Origin of the sequence: Heyndrickxia oleronia, assembly GCF_017809215.1 — a bacterium.
In the GTDB taxonomy this organism is placed as follows: domain Bacteria; phylum Bacillota; class Bacilli; order Bacillales; family Bacillaceae_C; genus Heyndrickxia; species Heyndrickxia oleronia.
In genome coordinates this window covers 2,603,020-2,621,769 of sequence record NZ_CP065424.1, presented here as the reverse complement: position 1 = coordinate 2,621,769, position 18,750 = coordinate 2,603,020, and the positions used below count along the sequence as shown (strand labels likewise).

Annotated in this window: 14 protein-coding genes; all 14 read left to right on the top strand. The window is 34.4% G+C overall.

The genetic code is table 11. The annotated features are described in order from the left end of the window. Positions 1-672 precede the first annotated feature (672 nt). Positions 673-1,998, top strand: coding sequence for a spore germination protein (locus I5818_RS13085; protein WP_209391752.1), 1,326 nt, complete (start codon positions 673-675; stop codon positions 1,996-1,998). Then, positions 1,998-3,074, top strand: coding sequence for a GerAB/ArcD/ProY family transporter (locus tag I5818_RS13080; protein ID WP_235849872.1), 1,077 nt, complete (start codon positions 1,998-2,000; stop codon positions 3,072-3,074). Before I5818_RS13085 ends, I5818_RS13080 begins: the two co-directional genes overlap by 1 nt. Then, positions 3,061-4,137 carry a Ger(x)C family spore germination protein gene (locus tag I5818_RS13075; protein ID WP_209391751.1) on the top strand — a complete coding sequence of 359 codons (1,077 nt, stop codon included), beginning with the start codon at positions 3,061-3,063 and terminating at the stop codon, positions 4,135-4,137. Before I5818_RS13080 ends, I5818_RS13075 begins: the two co-directional genes overlap by 14 nt. Positions 4,138-4,510: 373 nt before the next feature. Further along, positions 4,511-5,929, top strand: coding sequence for a dihydropyrimidinase (gene hydA, locus I5818_RS13070; protein WP_078111015.1), 1,419 nt, complete (start codon positions 4,511-4,513; stop codon positions 5,927-5,929). A 176-nt stretch (positions 5,930-6,105) separates the two neighbouring features. Further along, positions 6,106-7,578, top strand: a complete 1,473-nt coding sequence (locus I5818_RS13065) for an NCS1 family transporter (RefSeq protein ID WP_058003758.1) — start codon at positions 6,106-6,108, stop codon at positions 7,576-7,578. A gap of 35 nt (positions 7,579-7,613) precedes the next feature. After that, positions 7,614-7,838 (top strand): hypothetical protein, encoded by a 225-nt coding sequence (locus I5818_RS13060; RefSeq protein WP_078111014.1) that lies wholly within the window; start codon positions 7,614-7,616, stop codon positions 7,836-7,838. 183 nt (positions 7,839-8,021) lie between these two features. Further along, on the top strand, positions 8,022-9,659 hold the full coding sequence (locus tag I5818_RS13055; RefSeq protein WP_078110261.1) for a PucR family transcriptional regulator: 1,638 nt from the start codon (positions 8,022-8,024) through the stop codon (positions 9,657-9,659). A gap of 613 nt (positions 9,660-10,272) precedes the next feature. Further along, entirely contained in the window at positions 10,273-11,739 is a 1,467-nt protein-coding gene (locus tag I5818_RS13050; protein WP_058003755.1) for a CoA-acylating methylmalonate-semialdehyde dehydrogenase, read from the top strand. A gap of 19 nt (positions 11,740-11,758) precedes the next feature. Further along, positions 11,759-13,111 (top strand): aspartate aminotransferase family protein, encoded by a 1,353-nt coding sequence (locus tag I5818_RS13045; protein WP_071975882.1) that lies wholly within the window; start codon positions 11,759-11,761, stop codon positions 13,109-13,111. A 279-nt stretch (positions 13,112-13,390) separates the two neighbouring features. After that, entirely contained in the window at positions 13,391-14,650 is a 1,260-nt protein-coding gene (locus tag I5818_RS13040) for a M20 family metallo-hydrolase (RefSeq protein WP_390883525.1), read from the top strand. A 267-nt stretch (positions 14,651-14,917) separates the two neighbouring features. Then, positions 14,918-15,907 (top strand): LacI family DNA-binding transcriptional regulator, encoded by a 990-nt coding sequence (locus I5818_RS13035; protein WP_078111250.1) that lies wholly within the window; start codon positions 14,918-14,920, stop codon positions 15,905-15,907. After that, the gene (gene rbsK, locus I5818_RS13030) at positions 15,900-16,784 is read left to right on the top strand and encodes a ribokinase (protein ID WP_058003751.1); all 885 of its coding nucleotides are present in this window, start codon (positions 15,900-15,902) and stop codon (positions 16,782-16,784) included. The genes I5818_RS13035 and rbsK overlap by 8 nt, the downstream gene beginning before the upstream one ends. Further along, a complete protein-coding gene (gene rbsD, locus I5818_RS13025; RefSeq protein ID WP_071975886.1) occupies positions 16,781-17,176 on the top strand; it encodes a D-ribose pyranase in 396 nt (131 codons plus the stop codon). Before rbsK ends, rbsD begins: the two co-directional genes overlap by 4 nt. A gap of 69 nt (positions 17,177-17,245) precedes the next feature. Next, entirely contained in the window at positions 17,246-18,727 is a 1,482-nt protein-coding gene (locus tag I5818_RS13020) for a sugar ABC transporter ATP-binding protein (protein WP_058003749.1), read from the top strand. Positions 18,728-18,750 lie beyond the last annotated feature (23 nt).

Here is an 18,750-nt window from a genome sequence, read left to right as displayed (position 1 = left end):
TTGGAGCGAAGACTCTGTGAGATATGGGAGGGTTGACCTCCATGAGAAATGTGGAGATCCACCAGTGCAATCATATTTTTACTCATCCACCAATGGTTGTAAGAAGGTGGTTGATGGGTTATAGCTCTTTTTTCTCTCAGAGTCCAAATATATCCTTTCAAGTGAGAATCCTCCAGCTATAAGGACATTTACCGACAGGTAAATAACTATGAAAATCTAAGAAAACAAGAGTAATCCGGCGTTTTCCCTTCTTTTATAGAGGGAGTTTAGTTGAATAGCGCTATTAATAAAAACAAATCCCAATCATCAAGATTGTTCACACAAATTCCTCGTTCCCACCTGAAATGGGGATATTTGTGTGGCTATTCAAAAATTCCGTAACTTAGCTGGTATGTACTTTTATTATAAAAATTATTTCAAACTGTTTATAAACAATAATATTGTATTCCTCTTCATCCTAAACTTCTACACTTCAACTTTTCCAGATTTCTGTATCTTAATTTTTTCTTCTAAGGACAATAGTTCGTATTCCCAATTTGCGTTCATTCACTTCCTTTTATTTTCTTAAACATTTAGAAGTTATATAAATTGTTCCAGTATCAATTTTCCCCCTGAATAATTATATAAAATTAAGTGCATATTAAACATATAGGAAATGAAAGGAAAAATGTTATGGAACAAATGGTTTTAGATATTAAAAAAGCGTTAGGGGGTAATGATGACTTTTTTATAAAACGTGATTACCTTTTAGAAAATGAAGTTTTGTTACTAGGACTAAATACACTAATAGATATAACAAAAACAAAAACAATTTTTCAAAAACAGTCAGAGGGTTTAATTTCTCAAGGGAAAACATCAGAAACTATATTTATTTTAATGGGTGAACTTTTTGAAGACGATACAAAAAAGGCTATTACATCAATTCTTGAAGGTAAACTCATTATATATATAGAAAATACAAAAAAGTTTATTATTTACGAACCTGTTCCTAAGGGGTTAAATCGTTCAATTGAAGTTCCATCAAATGAAAGTGTAATTCAAGGACCTTCAAACTCCTTTACAGAAGATATTGATACAAATATTGGACTCCTTCGTAAACAACTTACTTCAAATAAACTTCTTGTTCATTCCTTCACAACAGGGAAAAATCAGAAGACAAAAATTTCTTTACTATTTATTAATGGCGTAGTGGATAAAGAACTTGTTGAAAATATAAATAGTCTTATTGAAAAGAATAAGAGTATGGATATCAGTAACTTACAAAGCTTGTCAAAAATGCTGGGGTTTTCATCTTGGGATACAATTTCAAAATTTAATACGACAGAGCTTCCTTTTCATGCATCACAATTTCTTAAAACGGGAAGAGTTGTTATATTAGTTGATCAATTACCATTTGCTTTAATCCTGCCTAATCTCCTATGGGATATGTTTATTGTTGAAAGTGATCGTAATTTTCCATTTCCCATTATGATAACTATCCGTTGCCTCCGAGTAATTGGTGCATTAATTGCTCTAATAAGTCCAGGAATGTATGTTGCTCTTGTTGCTGTAAATCCGGAAGCGTTACAGATAGAGCTTGCACTTTCTGTAGCTCAAAGTCGAGAAGGGGTTCCTTATCCAGCACTTGTTGAAGTTATAATCATGTTGGTTGTTCTAGAACTGATATTAGAAGCAAGCATAAGGCTTCCAAAATCAGTAGGTCCCACAATTACAATGGTTGGAGGAATTATATTAGGACAAGCAGTTGTAGAAGCTAAATTAGTCAGCAATCTCTTAATCATCATTCTTGCAGCAACAACAATTGCTAACTCAACCCTTGTGGGGGCTCAAAGCTCGCTTTCAATCAGATCATTTAAATATATTAATGTAATTCTTTCTTCACTATTTGGAGTTTTAGGATTAGTAGTAGGTCTAGTTTTTATTAGTTCTTATTTGGCAAGTTTAACTACCTTTGGCAAGTCCTATCTCTATTTAAATATAGGAAGGAAGGAACAATAGTGGTAAGAAGTCTACATGTTATGATAATGTATGTGCTTTGTCATCTGGGACTAATTTTTTTTATGTTTCCAGCTGATATTATTGCTAGTACAGAACAAGGCCATTGGTTCCCAATTCTAATAGGGATTATTGTACATTTTGTATGTTTGTTGACTTATATGAAAGGTCTCAGATTTTTTCCAAAAAAGGATATTTTAAGTATATTTTCGAAAAGCAAAAAAAGGGTAACTTTTTTATTTTTTGCTCCCGTTTTACTTTATCTAATCATGGCCATTATTATAACGGTCAGAGCATACGCAGAAATCGTAACCTTGGTATTTTTATCCCATACCCCATTATGGACAATTATACTATTATTGTTGTCTGTTTCTGCATACATTTCATCTAAAGGTATCGAAGCCATTTTACGAACTGCATTTTTATTATTTATATTATTTTTTCCAATATTATTGTTTGTCTTAATCATGTCATTTCAGAATGTTGATTGGAGATATGCCATACCTTTTGACACAGACTTAGGATTCATTAGTAAGCCTGCTTACTTCGAGAGTTATTTTGCATTCGCCGATGGGTTTCTCTTTCTTGGATTTGTACAACCATTTTTCTCTTATGAAAGAAAATATGTTATTTTGTCTGCGATATTTCTTATTCCTTTCTTTCTCTTTTCAGTATACATTCCAATTCTTACTTTGGGACAAGCGACTGCATCAAAAGCATTTCTTCCTTTTGTACTTATTGTGGATTCTATAAATATTGATTGGTTAATGTTTGATCGAGTTACAATGTTTTTTCTTTTAAGCCTTATTGCTTTTATTATTTTGTATCTCTCTCTCTTAATGTGGAAAGCAATTCGAATAATCAACTATTACATTCCTAAAAGTAGACCTAGCTACCTATTGTTCGGTTTGTCTGTAGCAATCTTTTTCGTTTGCTTTTGGATTCCAGACAGGAAGGATGTTGAAAATATCCTTTTTATGAATTCTTTTTTAAGGTCATACGTTATAATTGTTGTACCTCTTTCTATTTACTATATTGGAAGAAGATTAAAGAGGAAGGATACAAATGAAACTATCTAATAAAAAAGTCATTTATTTAATTTGTAGTCTTTTAACTATGGTTTTGATATTGAGCGGTTGTTGGGATAATAAGGATATAAATCATCGTCTACTACCAGTGTCGATAGGTGTTAAGAAAGTTGACGACCAATATTTGGTAATCCTGAATATACCAGTGCCTATTGATGGTAGTATGGAAACAAAAATTGTATCTGCTAAAGCTGAAACGGTCTCAAAAGCAGTGGATACAATTAGTAGAAATATGGAGAGCGATGTGGATTTATTGCATGTAAAGCTAATCTTTATTGAGAAAGAAACTGCTGAGGATGGAATAAACGATATAATTGCAGGATTAATGCGTTCAAGAGACGTTTCCCCAAAAGCTTTAGTTGCAATATGTGATGAGGATCTTCAAGAATTTTTCAATAACATTAAAATTAATGCCGAAAAAAAAGGGCTCAGCACTTATAACTATTTCGAAAAAAATGCAGGCTGGAATCCTGACATTGCCCTTACAAGAGTTTGGGAGGTCTTCCGAGGCATACATTCTTATACACATGATGTGGCTATACCTTTGATTCGTTCGGGAAAAGATACGACTATGGATCAAATCGGTTCTGCCATATTAAAAAGAGGAAAAATGGTCGAGCAAATCAGTTCAAACGAAACCCTGCTGTACAATGTTTTTAAAGGGGAGAGTGGTAATGGAAAAATGGAAGTAATGGAACATGCTACAGTCATGCTACTGGGTTCTAAAACTGACAATATAGGAAGACTAGTGAATAATGATGCACATATGGAAAGTCTAATAAAAATGAGAGTTGTGATATTGGAAACAAAAGGAGAACCCAGTTTGAATTTAATTAAAGAGGAAATTAATACTCTAATCTCTGAGAGGTATAATAAATTATTTACAAAACTTCAAGAGAATGAGGCTGATGTATTCGGAATGGGTCAGTTTTTTAGAAATCAAATCCCTCGTGATGAATTAAAAAACTGGAGGTCAGATTACTTTAAAAACATGAAGATTAATATTAATGTTAAAATAGACATTCAAAATGAAGGTTATCTGAAAACAACTTAAAGAATTATATCTATATCCATTTTTGTAACTGGATTGGATTTTATGAATCAAATTTATGTTATCTCAGCAGTTATCTTGAATATAACAATTGAAAAAATAAATAGATAATAAAAAGCTGTTTTTCGATAAGAAAACCGGCTTTCTTTGTGAATTATGTGAAACAATGTACTTAAACAAACGGGTGCGTTAGTTCAACATGACATTATTTGGAAACTACGAAACCAAAAGAATACGAAGAAAAATATTAAACCCTGATCCTTCTGCTTAGCGTAGAAAAATCAGGGTTTTTATATCCAAAAAATGTCTTAGCGTATAATATCTGCGTTTTGTCGGCAGTACCCCTAAAAGCAATAGAAAATGAGGTGTTTAAAACATGAAAAAAGTGATTAAAAATGGAACAATAGTGACGGCAACAGATCAATTTCAAGCAGATATTGAGATTGAAAATGGTGTAATAAGTTTAATAGGAGAAAATCTTTCTACACAAGGATCTGAAGTAATTGATGCTAAAGGATGCTATATTTTCCCGGGTGGCATTGACCCCCATACACATCTCGACATGCCCTTTGGCGGAACAGTGACTAAGGATGATTTTGAAACAGGGACCATTGCTGCCGCTTATGGAGGAACTACCACAATCATTGACTTTTGTTTAACAAATAAAGGGGAACCGTTAAAGAAAGCGATTGACACATGGCACGCAAAATCCAAAAATAAGGCGGTTATTGATTATGGATTCCACCTTATGATTAGTGAAGTGAATGAAGACGTATTAAATGAACTTCCTTCGATCATTGATAATGAAGGAATCACTTCATTTAAAGTATTTATGGCGTATAAAAATGTGTTTCAAGCGGATGATGAGACATTATTCCGTACACTAATTGCAGCAAAAGAACTCGGAGCACTCGTGATGGTCCATGCAGAAAACGGAGATGTCATTGATTATTTGACGAATAAAGCGCTAGAGAATGGCAATACTGAACCAATTTATCATGCGCTTACACGTCCACCTGAAATTGAAGGAGAAGCAACGGGTAGAGCGGCAACATTTACTGGACTCGCAAACTCTCAGCTATATGTAGTACATGTATCATGTGCTGATGCTGCAAGAAAGATTGCAGAGGCTAGAGATAAGGGAATTGATGTTTGGGGTGAGACATGTCCACAATATTTGGTTTTAGACCAATCCTATTTAGAAAGACCAAATTTTGAAGGGGCTAAATATGTTTGGTCTCCACCATTACGTGAAAAATGGAACCAAGAAGTTCTATGGAACGCTTTAAAAACAGGGCAACTTCAAACAATTGGTTCGGATCAATGTTCATTTGATTTTAATGGGCAAAAAGATTTAGGGAGAGATGATTTTTCAAAAATTCCTAATGGGGGACCAATAATTGAGGATCGTTTAAGTATTCTCTTCTCTGAAGGGGTTAAAAAGGGAAGGATTTCCTTAAATCAATTTGTAGATATAACTTCCACGAGAATTGCGAAGCTATTCGGATTATATCCGAAGAAAGGTACGATTGCCGTTGGAGTGGATGCCGATGTTGTTATCTTTGATCCTACAATAGAAAGGGTCATTTCTGCTGAATCTCACCATATGGCGGTAGACTACAATGCTTTTGAAGGAATGAAAGTAATAGGAGAACCTGTTTCTGTACTATCACGAGGAGAATTTGTTATTCGAGATAAAAAGTTTGTTGGAAAGATTGGTTCTGGACAGTATTTGAAACGAGCAAAATATGGTGAAAGAAATCATACGAATGAGAGTGAATCATTAACGATGTAACAGCCTCTTATTTAAAATAAAATATATCGATCTGTAGGATCAATTTTAATAGTTATTTTGGGGAGGCAAATGTTTACATGTGCTCTCCCCAAAAAAAATAATCCATTGATAAGGATTTTTTACGCTTGAATTATTCAGAATATTATGAATACATTTTGAGAAATGAGGTGTAACAGATGAATAATAAGGATAGTTATTTGAAATCACCAGATTTATTGCCTATTAGCTCAGAGGAAAGAAATATAGGACCAAAGGGCTTCGCTGTTATTTGGGTAGGGATGGCTGTTGTATTAGCTGCTTTTGCAATTGGAGGTTCTGGTGTTCAAAGTTTACCTCTTGGATGGGTAATTGTTGCAACTCTAATAGGATCCGTAGCTATCGGCATATTTATGACCATTATTGGTGATATTGGTGTAGAACATGGATTATCGTTTCCGGTTTATATGAGGGCCCCATTTGGCACGATCGGTACACATATTCCTTCATTAGTACGTGGTATTACTGCAGCATGTTGGTTCGGCTTGAACACATATTTCGGGGCAACAGCAATGAATGGAATATTAAATATTTTGTTTGGTTTTAATAACTGGTTTATTTGTTTTATTGTATTTGCAGCACTTCAACTTATTAACACTGCACTTGGTATTAAAGCAATCGAAAGATTTGCCGACTTAGCTGCACCAACCATTATCTTAATTTCTGCGTGGATGTATGCCTCTTTGTCGGATCAAGCTGCAGAACAAGGAAGGGAAATTTGGTCATGGGTGGAAAGTCCAGTAACAGGTGGTGCAGCTTTTACAGCCTTTATGGTAGTTGTGATGAGTAATATGGGATTCTGGGCAACTTTAGCAGCTGATATGCCATCCTTATCACGTTTTTTCAAAGCACCAAAAAACGAAAGAAACTGGTTTAAACGTAATAAATCACAAATCGTTGGAAGTATTATTGTTATGCCAATTGTCAATACATTTATGATCATTATTGGTGCCGTATCTTATATTGCTGTTTCAAATTTTGATCCAGTTGTTGCCCTTCAGGAGGCAGCGAGCGGATTTATCTTGGGTATTTTGTTATTAATGATTGTATTTGCCCAATGGTCAACAAATACATCTGCAAATGTAATACCGGCAGCGACCATTTTTTCTAATGTAGGTGGTCCAAAAGTACCTTTTTGGGCAGCAGTTCTCATTGCGGGGATTATTGGTATTGCGGTTCAACCATGGAGCTTATTTGATGTTATTGTGCCTGCTTTACTCATTATCGGAGGAATATTGTCGTCAATAGTAGGTATATTGTTTACAGATTACTATTTAATTAGAAAAAGGAGAGTGAATGTCAACGATTTATATGTAGGAAATGGTCAGTATAAATACATGAATGGGTTTAATTTGGCAGGAATGATCGCATGGATTATTGGGGGAATCGCTTCATATTTTCTCTCAAGCTATTCATTTATCGTGGGCTTTCTTGTAGGTGCCGTAATTTATTATATATTAGGTAAATACTGGTGGTTTAAAAAGTACAAACAAGCAGAAATTGAAGACCCAAGTGATGAAAAATATTTAGGGATTACGGTTGGACGTGATTGGGAAATTTTAGAAGAGGAAGAAGTGGTTGCTGTACCTGAAGATTTGAATCCACAAATATAAATTTATACTTTTTTATGGAAAGAGAGGTTATTATTTTGTCTGAGTATCAAGAGTTTTTACAAGAAAGAGATCGTATTGATTTTTTAGTGGAAAGAGGTTTCAAAATAAAAAATATCACTGAGAATTTGAGTGGTGCTTTTGTAGAATTTGAAAAAACTTTAGATTCAGAAATAGAAAATGAAACATTACACATCTTAACGGCTGATGCAAGAAAATACTTTTCAGTAATATTAATCAACCAACAAAAAGAGGGAAAATAACACGTTGAATAGACATATCCCTTAAGTATTGGATACTTAAAGGATATGTCTATTTTTATTTGCAATCAAATACCTGTAAAGGATTTTATTCAATTATATCGAATAGTATATAAATACAGACCCTATATTCTTCTTAGATCCTTAATAAAAGATCAAATATTCTACTCAATTTTTAGAGGTGATATGAAATTGAAATCTTATATTACGGTAAAGGATATTTTACAAAGAAAACATTTTGAGATGATTGAGGTTATTGCAGGAAAAGAGGGTTTGAATCGCCTAGTTAAATGGGTACATGTTGTAGAAGTTACTAATATTCGTAACCTTCTAAATGGTAATGAATTAATTTTATCAACAGGAGTAGCTTGGAAGGAAAAAAAGGAATATTTTATCTCTGTAATAGAACAACTAATCGACTCATCGGCAGCTGGACTATGCATTGAAATTGGTACATACACTTCCTCGATTCCACCAGAAATCATTGATGTTGCGAATGAGCACAAATTTCCTATTATCCTCTTTCACAGAGAAGTACCATTTGTAGAAATCACTCAAGATATTCACTCACTTCTAATCAACCATCAATATCAAATGATCGCAGATCTTGAAAAATACTCCCAAACATTAAGTAAAAAACTACTAACGATTGATCATTACAATGAAATCCTCAAATATATTCAACATTATTTACAAGTTCAAGTGATTATTGTATTTAAGAATAAGGATATTCAATTCATCCCAAATGTATTAGATCAGGAGAGAAAAAAGTTATTGCAACTAGTTGAAAAAAATGAAAATAACCAACACTTAACTGCTAATTCATATTCAATTGCAAGTATTCCGATACATCTCTTAGGAAGTAACTATGCACAATTAATTATTACTTCCAACGAGCGTTCTTTAACAGAATTCGATCAGCTAATACTTGATCGTACTGCAACAGCTCTTGCTCAATTGATATTAAGAGATCTCTATGTGGAAGAAAAGAGTAGAGCAGAAGAAGTAGAATGGCTATCAAGGTGGTTAGAAGGTGATCAGACTGAAGATGATATTCATGAATATTTAGCCTACCAATCATCCACCATTAAACCAAAAGGAGCAAATGTCTGTATTTGCAGGCTTGAAATTTTTCAAAACTTCAGCAATATAGATTTAACTTATTTAAAACTATTTTATAAATCGATATTTGAACAACAGGGTTTTACTCTTTTTGCTATAGAAAGAAAGAATAGCATCATCTTTATTATTCTCAATGAAAGAAATGTCTCATCTTGGAAAAAAAGAATGAAGGAAGCGATTCAGAGATTGAAAAATTCTAATCCTTCAATGATAGATCAACATCCAATGCCTTTTATTGGAATAGGTAAATATGTTACAGATTTAGTGAATATAAATAGAAGCTATGAAACTGCATTAGAAACGATCCGAATACAAGAAAGATTATCGAATTCTTCTGATTTCTATTTTTATGATGATCTCCATATATATCGTTTAATTTCTTTAATTAATCGTCACTTAGATTTGAATGAAATTGTACTTGAGTATTTGGAACCAATTATAGATTATGATAAGAAATACAATGGAAAGTTAATGCAAACATTAAAAACATATTTATCATGTAACGGATCCAAACAAGAAACCGCGAAACGGCTTTTTATTGTTAGACAAACTTTATATCATCGCATACAAAAACTGGAGAAATTATTAGGGGAAGATTTTATGAACCCAGAAAAGAGAATAGCAATTGAAGTAATGATATTATCTTATGAATTCCTACAATCTTCAAAAAAACTTAAACATGCTGAACATGAAGCCTATTAGTAAATCCTAATAGGTTTTTTGATGGCATTTTTTCAAAAATTGCTATTTAGGTAATATTTGTAAGTAAGCCTGTTTTCTAGCCCAAATACTGGTTTTTACCGAATAGCTGGTCATATGAGGTTACTCAGTAAAATGAGACGTGTAGTGGCCTTCAGTCGATAGTTATAACTTTACTTCAATGGTTTTAGAAAATACCCTAAATGAAAAGTTAAAGAATAAGAATTTCATTATTTCACTGAAAAAAAATAACAAACTAACATGAAATATCAAATTAAATATCTTTTTGTCCCACTGAAGTTGAAAGTATGACTATATGTATGATGAAAATCTTCTTGTTAGAGGGCATTGAAGACATTGTTCATAATGTGGAAAAAAAAACTAAGATATTTTACAGTATGTCTAATGAAAACACTTACAAATTGAGTGATAATTCTAATAGGATAACTCTTTTTTTATCCCTACTGTTCTTTATGCTTATTGTTCCATTTTTAAATAGACGATAAGAAGTGATAAGAACACTAGCCATCTTATTTTTTCCTTAAGTTTATACAAGCAGAAGGAAAATATTTTTAAAAATAATTATGCTTTTTACAAAGAAGGAGGCTAAGAAATCATGACAGTGTTAAAAAAAGAAACTACAGTACTTAAAAATTTTATAAATGGTGAATGGATAGATGCAGATTGTAATGAAACTTTAGATGTTCCCAATCCTGCTACAGGTGAGGTGATAATTAAGGTTCCAATTTCTTCAAAGGAAGATGTTGATAAAGCAGTAAAGTCAGCAAAGGAAGCCTGGAAGACTTGGAAAAACACTCCTGTTCCAAAACGCGCTAGAATTTTATATAAATATCACTATTTATTATCAGAAAATCATGAAAAGCTTGCCAAACTGGTTGTTCAAGAAAATGGAAAAGCCTATAAAGAGGCATACGGAGAAGTTCAACGTGGAATTGAATGTGTGGAATTTGCTGCTGGTGCTCCTACCTTAATGATGGGAGAAAGTCTTTCGAATATTGCAGAAGAGATTGACTCAGAAATGTTTCGTTATCCTCTAGGAGTAGTTGCTGGCATAACACCTTTTAATTTTCCGATGATGGTACCACTTTGGATGTTCCCATTAGCTATTGCTTGTGGTAACACGTTTGTCCTTAAGCCTTCTGAACGCACGCCTATTTTAGCAAATGAATTAGTAAAATTGTTTACTGAAGCAGGAGCTCCAAAGGGTGTGTTAAATATTGTTCATGGAGCACATGATGTAGTAAATGGATTACTCGATCATGATGATGTCCGTGCTATTTCATTTGTTGGTTCCCAACCAGTAGCTAAATATGTGTATGAAAGGGCTGCTGCAGCGGGCAAAAGGGTTCAAGCATTATCTGGTGCGAAAAATCATCATATTGTAATGCCTGATGCAGATATGGAAAAGGCGGTATCCCATATTATTAGTTCTGCTTATGGTAGTGCTGGCCAACGCTGTATGGCTTGCAGTGCGGTTGTAGTTGTTGGTGATGGAGATGAATTTGTCCAGACCCTTAAAGAACGCGCAGATGAACTCATTATAGGGAATGGATTAGATGATGAAGTATTACTAACTCCAATAATTAGAGATTCACATCGTCAAAAGGTTTTGGATTATATCAAAATCGGCTTAAAGGAAGGGGCAACATTAATTAGGGATGGTCGAAAAGAAATGGATGAAAAACATGAAGGAACTTTTTTAGGACCTACTATTTTTGATCAAGTTACCCCTGATATGACAATAGCAAAAGAGGAAATTTTCGCTCCGGTTCTATCATTATTAAGGGCGAAGGACTTAGAAGAGGGTTTAGAGTATATCCGTAAATCACGTTTTGGTAATGGAGCAACCATTTATACAAAAGATGCTAAGGCGGTTCGCCAATTTCGAGAAGAAGCAGATGCTGGAATGTTGGGAATTAATGTAGGTGTTCCTGCAACTATGGCCTTTTTCCCATTCTCTGGATGGAAAGATTCTTTTTATGGAGATCTTCATGTGAATGGAAAAGATGGAGTTAATTTTTATACGAGAAAGAAGATGATTACATCACGATTTGATTATTAATAAGAAGGGAGTAGATTGAATGGAAAAATTAAAAGAAACCGGTGACTTTTTAACAAAGGACAAAGACTTTCTTTGGCATTCGATGAAACCTTATAATCCTGATGCTACAATGATTGCTCAAAAGGCTGAAGGATCGTGGGTTACTGATCATCATGGGAATCGCTATTTAGATGCAATGAGCGGATTATGGTGTGTGAATGTGGGTTATGGAAGAACAGAGCTAGCAGAAGCAGCTTATGAGCAGTTAAAAGAAATGGCTTATTTTCCACTAACCCAAAGCCATACTCCTGCTATTAAACTAGCAGAAAAGTTAAATGAATTACTAGAAGATGAATACGTAATTTTCTTTTCAAATAGTGGTTCTGAGGCGAATGAAACTGCCTTTAAACTTGTTCGGCAATATCATCAGCAAAAAGGTGATCATGGACGCTACAAGTTTATTTCCAGATATCGAGCATACCATGGTAATTCCATGGGTTCACTAGCTGCTACTGGGCAAGCTCAAAGAAAATTTAAATATGAACCATTAGCACCAGGATTTATTCATGTCAGTCCTCCTGATTTATATCGAGATGATGACAGAGCTGATGCTAAGCCAGCGGAGCTGAAGTCTGTAAAAGAAATGGATCAGGTCATGACTTGGGAGTTAAGTGAAACGATTGCCGGAGTTATCATGGAACCGATAATAACAGGTGGTGGTGTGATCGTTCCTCCAGATGGCTACATGGCTGGAATAAAAGAGGTCTGTGAAAAGCATGGAGCTTTACTTATTGTAGATGAAGTGATTTGTGGATTTGGAAGAACGGGAAAAGCATTTGGATATATGAATTATGGAGTAAAACCAGATATTATTACGATGGCAAAGGGGATTACTAGTGCATATCTACCTTTATCAGCTACAGCTGTGAAGAAGGATATCTATGAAGCGTTTAGCGGCTCAAATGAATATGATTATTTCCGTCATATTAATACCTTTGGTGGCAACCCTGCTGCATGTGCACTAGCAATAAAAAATCTTGAGATTATGGAACGAGAAAGTCTATTTAGTCGTTCCTACGAGTTAGGTGAACAATTAAAACAGAGCCTAACATCATCGTTAGCAGAACACCCGTTGGTTGGGGATATTCGGGGCAAAGGACTACTGGTTGGTGTAGAACTTGTAAAGGACAAATCATCCAAGGAACCATTAGAAGTTGAACTAGTTAATAAAATAATTGCGGGGTGTAAACAAAGAGGAGTGATAATTGGAAAAAATGGTGCTACTGTTGCAGGATTTAATAATGTGCTAACACTTGCTCCACCTTTAAATATTAAACTGGAAGACTTAGAATTAATCATCGATACATTAACTGAGGAAATAAAATCTTTATAGTCCAATTAAAACACTCGTAATTTTCTCTATATTACGGGTGTTTTAAAGCATTTTACCTAGAATCTATAAAAATAGCTCTTTACTTAAATAATCTTGCTATTTAGATAATCTTTTAACCAATAATAATAGGTTGAAGAACAACAAGCACTGAGAAAGGAGCTGAAAACAAAATAAGAACAATGAACCTTTATTAGGTGTAAAAGTTGGTAGCAGGGCTTTTACACAAATGCAACATACTATCCAAAAACAGCTATAATAAATGAATGAAGGTGAATATGGATGACTACTCGAACATTAATAATTAATCAACATCGGTTGGAAAAAAGGATTAATGCTTTAGCTGAAATTGGTAAAATTGGCGAAACAGGTGTATGTCGGCTAACTTTATCTAATGAAGATAGACAAGCGGTGGAAACAGTGAAGAAGTGGATGGAAGAAGCAGGCTTAACAACAAAGATTGATCACTTTGGAAATCTCATTGGTCGATATGAAGGTGAAAATCCTGACGCCCCTATATTAATGTTAGGTTCACATATAGACTCTCAACCTTATGGCGGTCGGTTTGATGGGGTTATTGGAGTTCTAGGAGCGCTGGAAGTTGTCCAAACTATGAAAGAAAACATGATTATTCCCTCAATACCTATCGAAGTGGTGGCATTTTCTGATGAAGAAGGTTGCCGTTTTAATAAAGGATTATTCGGTGTAAGAGGGATACTTGGAAAGCTTGAGGAAGATGAGCTTGAAAGAATAGATAAAAATGGGGTTTCAAGAAGAGAAGCATTAATTCAATTTGGATGTGATCCTGATAAATTAGCTGACTCAGTTTATCCAGCTAATAGTATTGCAGCTTTCCTAGAAATGCATATTGAGCAAGGTCCAATATTAGATGTATTGGAGAAACCAGTTGGGATTGTTACAGGAATATCCGGTCCCTTATGGTTAACAATTGAACTTGAGGGATTTGCGGGGCATGCCGGCTCTGTACCTATGAATATGAGAAAAGATGCACTAGTAGGGGCAGCCAAGATAATTGTCGCTCTTAATGAAATTGCCAGTCAAGATCCAGATTCACCTACAGTTGGAACAGTTGGTAGCATTAATGTATTTCCAGACTCTCGCAATATCATACCTGAAAAAGTTAGTTTCACAGTAGACTTAAGAGATATTGATATAAATCGAAGAAATCAGTTAGAAAAACAATTAAGAGAGAAAATAAATAGTATTGCAAATGAACATCAGCTATCTTATAAAATTACAGAGGATACAAATAGTGAACCTCGTTATTGTTCTGATCGGATCATGTCAATTATGAGAACAGAATGTAAACAAATGGGACTTGATCCAGTTGAATTAATGAGTGGGCCGTTTCATGATTCACTAGCTATGTCCTATATATGTGAGTATGGGATGATCTTTGTACGATGTAAAGATGGAATAAGTCATAATCCAAAAGAATTTGCGACATTTGGTGATATTTCATTAGGAACGGAATTATTGTACAAAACAACAATTAAGCTAATGGAAAAAATGAATAAATGATAAAGAAGGTCATTGTAAGTACCTTTTACAATGACCTTCTTTATCATTTGCTTTTTCTTTTACTATTAATAACTTTTTTAAGGACAAAGTATAAAGAAATGCTGTTTCCGTAAAGTAAGTTACTTTTTTTTAAGCTATTATAGAAACAAAGTTTGAGAAAAGAGTCAAAAGAAAAAATCGTTGATAAAAGGATTTAAAAGTTCTTGTATGTAAATAAATAATGTGCTATTCTGAATGTGGAAACGGTTACACAAAGAGGTGAGCCAAATGGTTACAATACGTGATGTCGCGAAAGCAGCTGGCGTGTCAGTTGCAACAGTTTCGAGAGTATTAAATGAAACCGGTTACGTACATGAAGATACAAGAAATACAGTGAACGAAATGATTAAACAATTAAATTATAGTCCAAATGAAGTAGCCCGTTCATTGTATACAAAAAAATCGAGGTTAATTGGACTTTTACTTCCTGATATAACAAATCCATTCTTCCCTTTATTAGCTCGAGGAGTGGAAGATGAAATGAGACTTCATGATTATCGCTTAATATTTGGAAATACAGATGAAGATGCAGAAAAAGAACAAGATTATATACAAACGTTCCAGCAAAATAATGTTATTGGACTAATTTCTATGACAAATACTTTAAGTAAAAAAGTGTATCAAGATTTATCAATTCCCGTTGTTTTTCTTGACCGTACTTCTAGTGGTTATCCTTCAGTTTTTGCAGATGGGAAAGAAGGAGGCAAACTCGCAGCTATGGAAATGGTTAAAAGAGGTAGCAAACGGATTACTTTAATAAAAGGTCCTGGCCATTTACAAACTGCAGTAGACCGATTTCAAGGAGCTTTAGAAGTATTAAGTACTTCTGATATAAATTTTTATGTGATGTCTACAACATCTTTCTCATTTAAAGATGCGGAAACATGGGCCAAGGATTTATTCGAAAAATATCCAGATACCGATGGGGTTATTGCCAGTAATGATATAGTTGCAACGGCAGTCATACATGAGGCATTACGAATTGGTAAAAAAATACCTGAAGAAGTTCAAGTAATTGGATTTGATGATGTTCCACATAGCAGCTTATTATTTCCTCCACTATCGACCATAAGACAACCGGCATATGAAATGGGAAAAGAAGCAGCACAGCTTCTAATTAAGCTAATGAAAAATGAAAAGTTGCAAAAGAAAAATATCCAATTACCGGTTACATTTATTAATAGAGATACTACAAGAAAGGTTGATGAACATGTCTAAAATTGTCGTCATTGGAAGTTCTTCAATGGACTTAGTTGTAACTGCACCAAAGAGACCTATTGCAGGGGAAACGATTATTGGTGAATCATTTAAAACAATTCCAGGCGGGAAGGGCGCAAATCAAGCAGTTGCCTCATCCCGATTGGGTGCTGAAGTAATAATGATAGGTTGTATTGGTGATGATAATTATGGAGAAGTTATATTAGAAAACTTACAAAAAAATAATGTTAATACAAAGTATGTGGAACCGGTTACAGGTGAAAAAAGTGGAACCGCTCATATTATTTTGGCTGAAGATGACAACAGTATTATTGTAGTAAAAGGTGCAAATGATTATGTAACTCCCGAATATGTTGAAAAGGCATTAGATGTTATTAAACATGCTGATATTGTTTTAATCCAACAGGAAATACCAGAGGAAACGGTCGAGTATGTTGCAAATATATGTAATGAATTAAATGTTTCACTTCTATTAAATCCTGCTCCTGCTAGAAGACTTAGTCAAAATATTATCGATAAAGCTAGCTATATTACACCAAATGAGCATGAGGCATCTTTGTTATTTGAAGGGTTAACAAAGGAAGAGGCATTAAGGAAATATCCAAATAAATTATTTATTACAGAAGGAAAGAATGGTGTTCGTTATTTTAACGGACAAAGTGAAGTTCTTATTCCCTCTTATCAAGTTGAGGTAGTGGACACAACTGGTGCTGGAGATACCTTTAATGCAGCTTTTGCTGTGGCACTCTCAGAAAGAAAAAATATAGATGACAGTATTCGTTTTGCCAATCGGGCAGCTTCTCTTTCTGTTACAAAATTTGGTGCTCAAGGCGGGATGCCACTTCGTACAGAAGTAGAAGGAAGTATGGAAGCATGAAACTGAAAGGCATATTAAATAGTCATATATCAAAAGTATTAGCTGATCTTGGTCATACCGATTATATCGTTATTGCTGATGCAGGCTTGCCTGTACCTCAAGGAGTGTTGAAAATTGATCTTGCATTACGACTGGGTGTTCCTAGTTTTGAAGAAGTAGTTTCAGTAATCAAAGACGATATGAGAATTGAAAAAGTAACTTTAGCAAGTGAAATCAAAACTCATAATCTCACAACATATCAGTATATGAAAAAGCAATTTAGTTGCGAAAATATAGAATTGGTTACCCACGAAAAATTCAAAGAGTTAACACAACATGCTAAAGCTATTATTCGCACTGGGGAAGCTACACCATATGCGAATTGTATTTTGCAATCAGGTGTTATTTTTTAGTAAAGGACTTGTCACACATTCATCTGATTATAATAATCGAACACATTCATTTAACAGAGGTGAAAAATGATGCAAATTTCCATGCAGAACATTCACAAAGCATTTGGTACGAACCAAGTGCTTTCGGGTGTTAACTTTGAACTACAACATGGAGAAGTACATGCCCTTATGGGAGAGAATGGTGCGGGTAAATCAACATTGATGAATATTCTTACTGGTCTCCACCGTTTGGATCAAGGGAAAATAATAATTGATGGAAACGAAACGTATTATTCGAATCCAAAGGAAGCTGAAAAATATGGCATTACTTTTATCCATCAAGAACTAAATATTTGGCCAGATATGACCGTTTTAGAAAATTTATTTATTGGGAAAGAGCTTAAATCCTCATTAGGGTTTTTAAAAACGAAGGAAATGAAAGCGTTGGCAAAAGAACAGTTTAAAAAACTGTCTGTTACGATTCCACTTGATCAGGAAGCATCCCAATGTTCTGTTGGACAACAGCAAATGATTGAAATAGCAAAGGCGTTGCTAACTGATGCGAAGGTTATTATTATGGATGAACCAACAGCTGCCCTAACCGAACGAGAAATTCAAAAATTGTTCGAGGTCATTGCTTCTTTAAAAAAAGAAGGGGTGTCTATCGTTTATATTTCTCATCGAATGGAGGAAATATTTTCTATATGTGATCGAATCACAGTCATGAGAGATGGGAAAACAGTAGATACGAAGCCTATACCAGAGACTAACTTTGATGAAGTAGTCAAAAAAATGGTAGGTCGTGAATTGACAGAAAGATATCCCGAGCGAACTCCTAATTTAGGAAAAACAGTGTTACAAGTGAAAAACTTTTCTAGAAAAGGTGTATTTGAAAATGTTAGTTTTTCTGTTCACTCCGGTGAGATTTTAGGTGTGTCTGGATTAATGGGAGCAGGTCGAACAGAGATTATGAGAGCGATTTTTGCATTAGATAAATTCGATTCTGGTGAGTTATGGATGAACGGAAAAAAAGTGAATGTAAAGACCCCATATCAAGCCATCGAACAAGGGATTGGTTTTATCACAGAAGACCGAAAGGATGAAGGATTAGTTTTAGATTTCTCTATCCGAGATAATGTCGTATTGCCTAGCTTAAAAAGTTTTGCACCGAAGGGCATAATTAAGGATAAAAATGAACAAACATTTGTGGAAATGCTCGTTAAACGATTAACAGTTAAAACTGAATCCATCAATTCTCAAGTAGGCAGTTTATCTGGAGGCAATCAACAAAAAGTAGTTATTGCAAAATGGGTAGGGATTGGTCCAAAAGTACTTATCATGGACGAGCCAACAAGGGGAGTTGATGTAGGAGCGAAAAGAGAAATTTATCAATTGATGAATGAACTAACTGATAGAGGCGTTTCGATTATCATGGTTTCATCAGAACTTCCAGAAATTCTCGGTATGAGTGATCGAATCTTGGTCGTACATGAAGGGAAAATCAGTGGTGAATTAACAAAAGCAGAAGCTACACAAGAAAAAATAATGACATTAGCAACAGGAGGTCAGTAGGATGAAGACGGTTAGCGATGGGA

Bases quoted from the DNA above. Each gene is read 5' to 3' on its own strand.
- I5818_RS13050 (WP_058003755.1), top strand. From the start codon at position 10,273: ATGACAGTGTTAAAAAAAGAAACTACAGTACTTAAAAATTTTATAAAT.
- hydA (WP_078111015.1), top strand. From the start codon at position 4,511: ATGAAAAAAGTGATTAAAAATGGAACAATAGTGACGGCAACAGATCAA.
- I5818_RS13035 (WP_078111250.1), top strand. From the start codon at position 14,918: ATGGTTACAATACGTGATGTCGCGAAAGCAGCTGGCGTGTCAGTTGCA.
- rbsD (WP_071975886.1), top strand. From the start codon at position 16,781: ATGAAACTGAAAGGCATATTAAATAGTCATATATCAAAAGTATTAGCT.
- I5818_RS13055 (WP_078110261.1), top strand. From the start codon at position 8,022: ATGAAATTGAAATCTTATATTACGGTAAAGGATATTTTACAAAGAAAA.
- I5818_RS13075 (WP_209391751.1), top strand. From the start codon at position 3,061: ATGAAACTATCTAATAAAAAAGTCATTTATTTAATTTGTAGTCTTTTA.
- I5818_RS13085 (WP_209391752.1), top strand. From the start codon at position 673: ATGGAACAAATGGTTTTAGATATTAAAAAAGCGTTAGGGGGTAATGAT.
- rbsK (WP_058003751.1), top strand. From the start codon at position 15,900: ATGTCTAAAATTGTCGTCATTGGAAGTTCTTCAATGGACTTAGTTGTA.
- I5818_RS13020 (WP_058003749.1), top strand. From the start codon at position 17,246: ATGCAAATTTCCATGCAGAACATTCACAAAGCATTTGGTACGAACCAA.
- I5818_RS13040 (WP_390883525.1), top strand. From the start codon at position 13,391: ATGACTACTCGAACATTAATAATTAATCAACATCGGTTGGAAAAAAGG.
- I5818_RS13045 (WP_071975882.1), top strand. From the start codon at position 11,759: ATGGAAAAATTAAAAGAAACCGGTGACTTTTTAACAAAGGACAAAGAC.
- I5818_RS13065 (WP_058003758.1), top strand. From the start codon at position 6,106: ATGAATAATAAGGATAGTTATTTGAAATCACCAGATTTATTGCCTATT.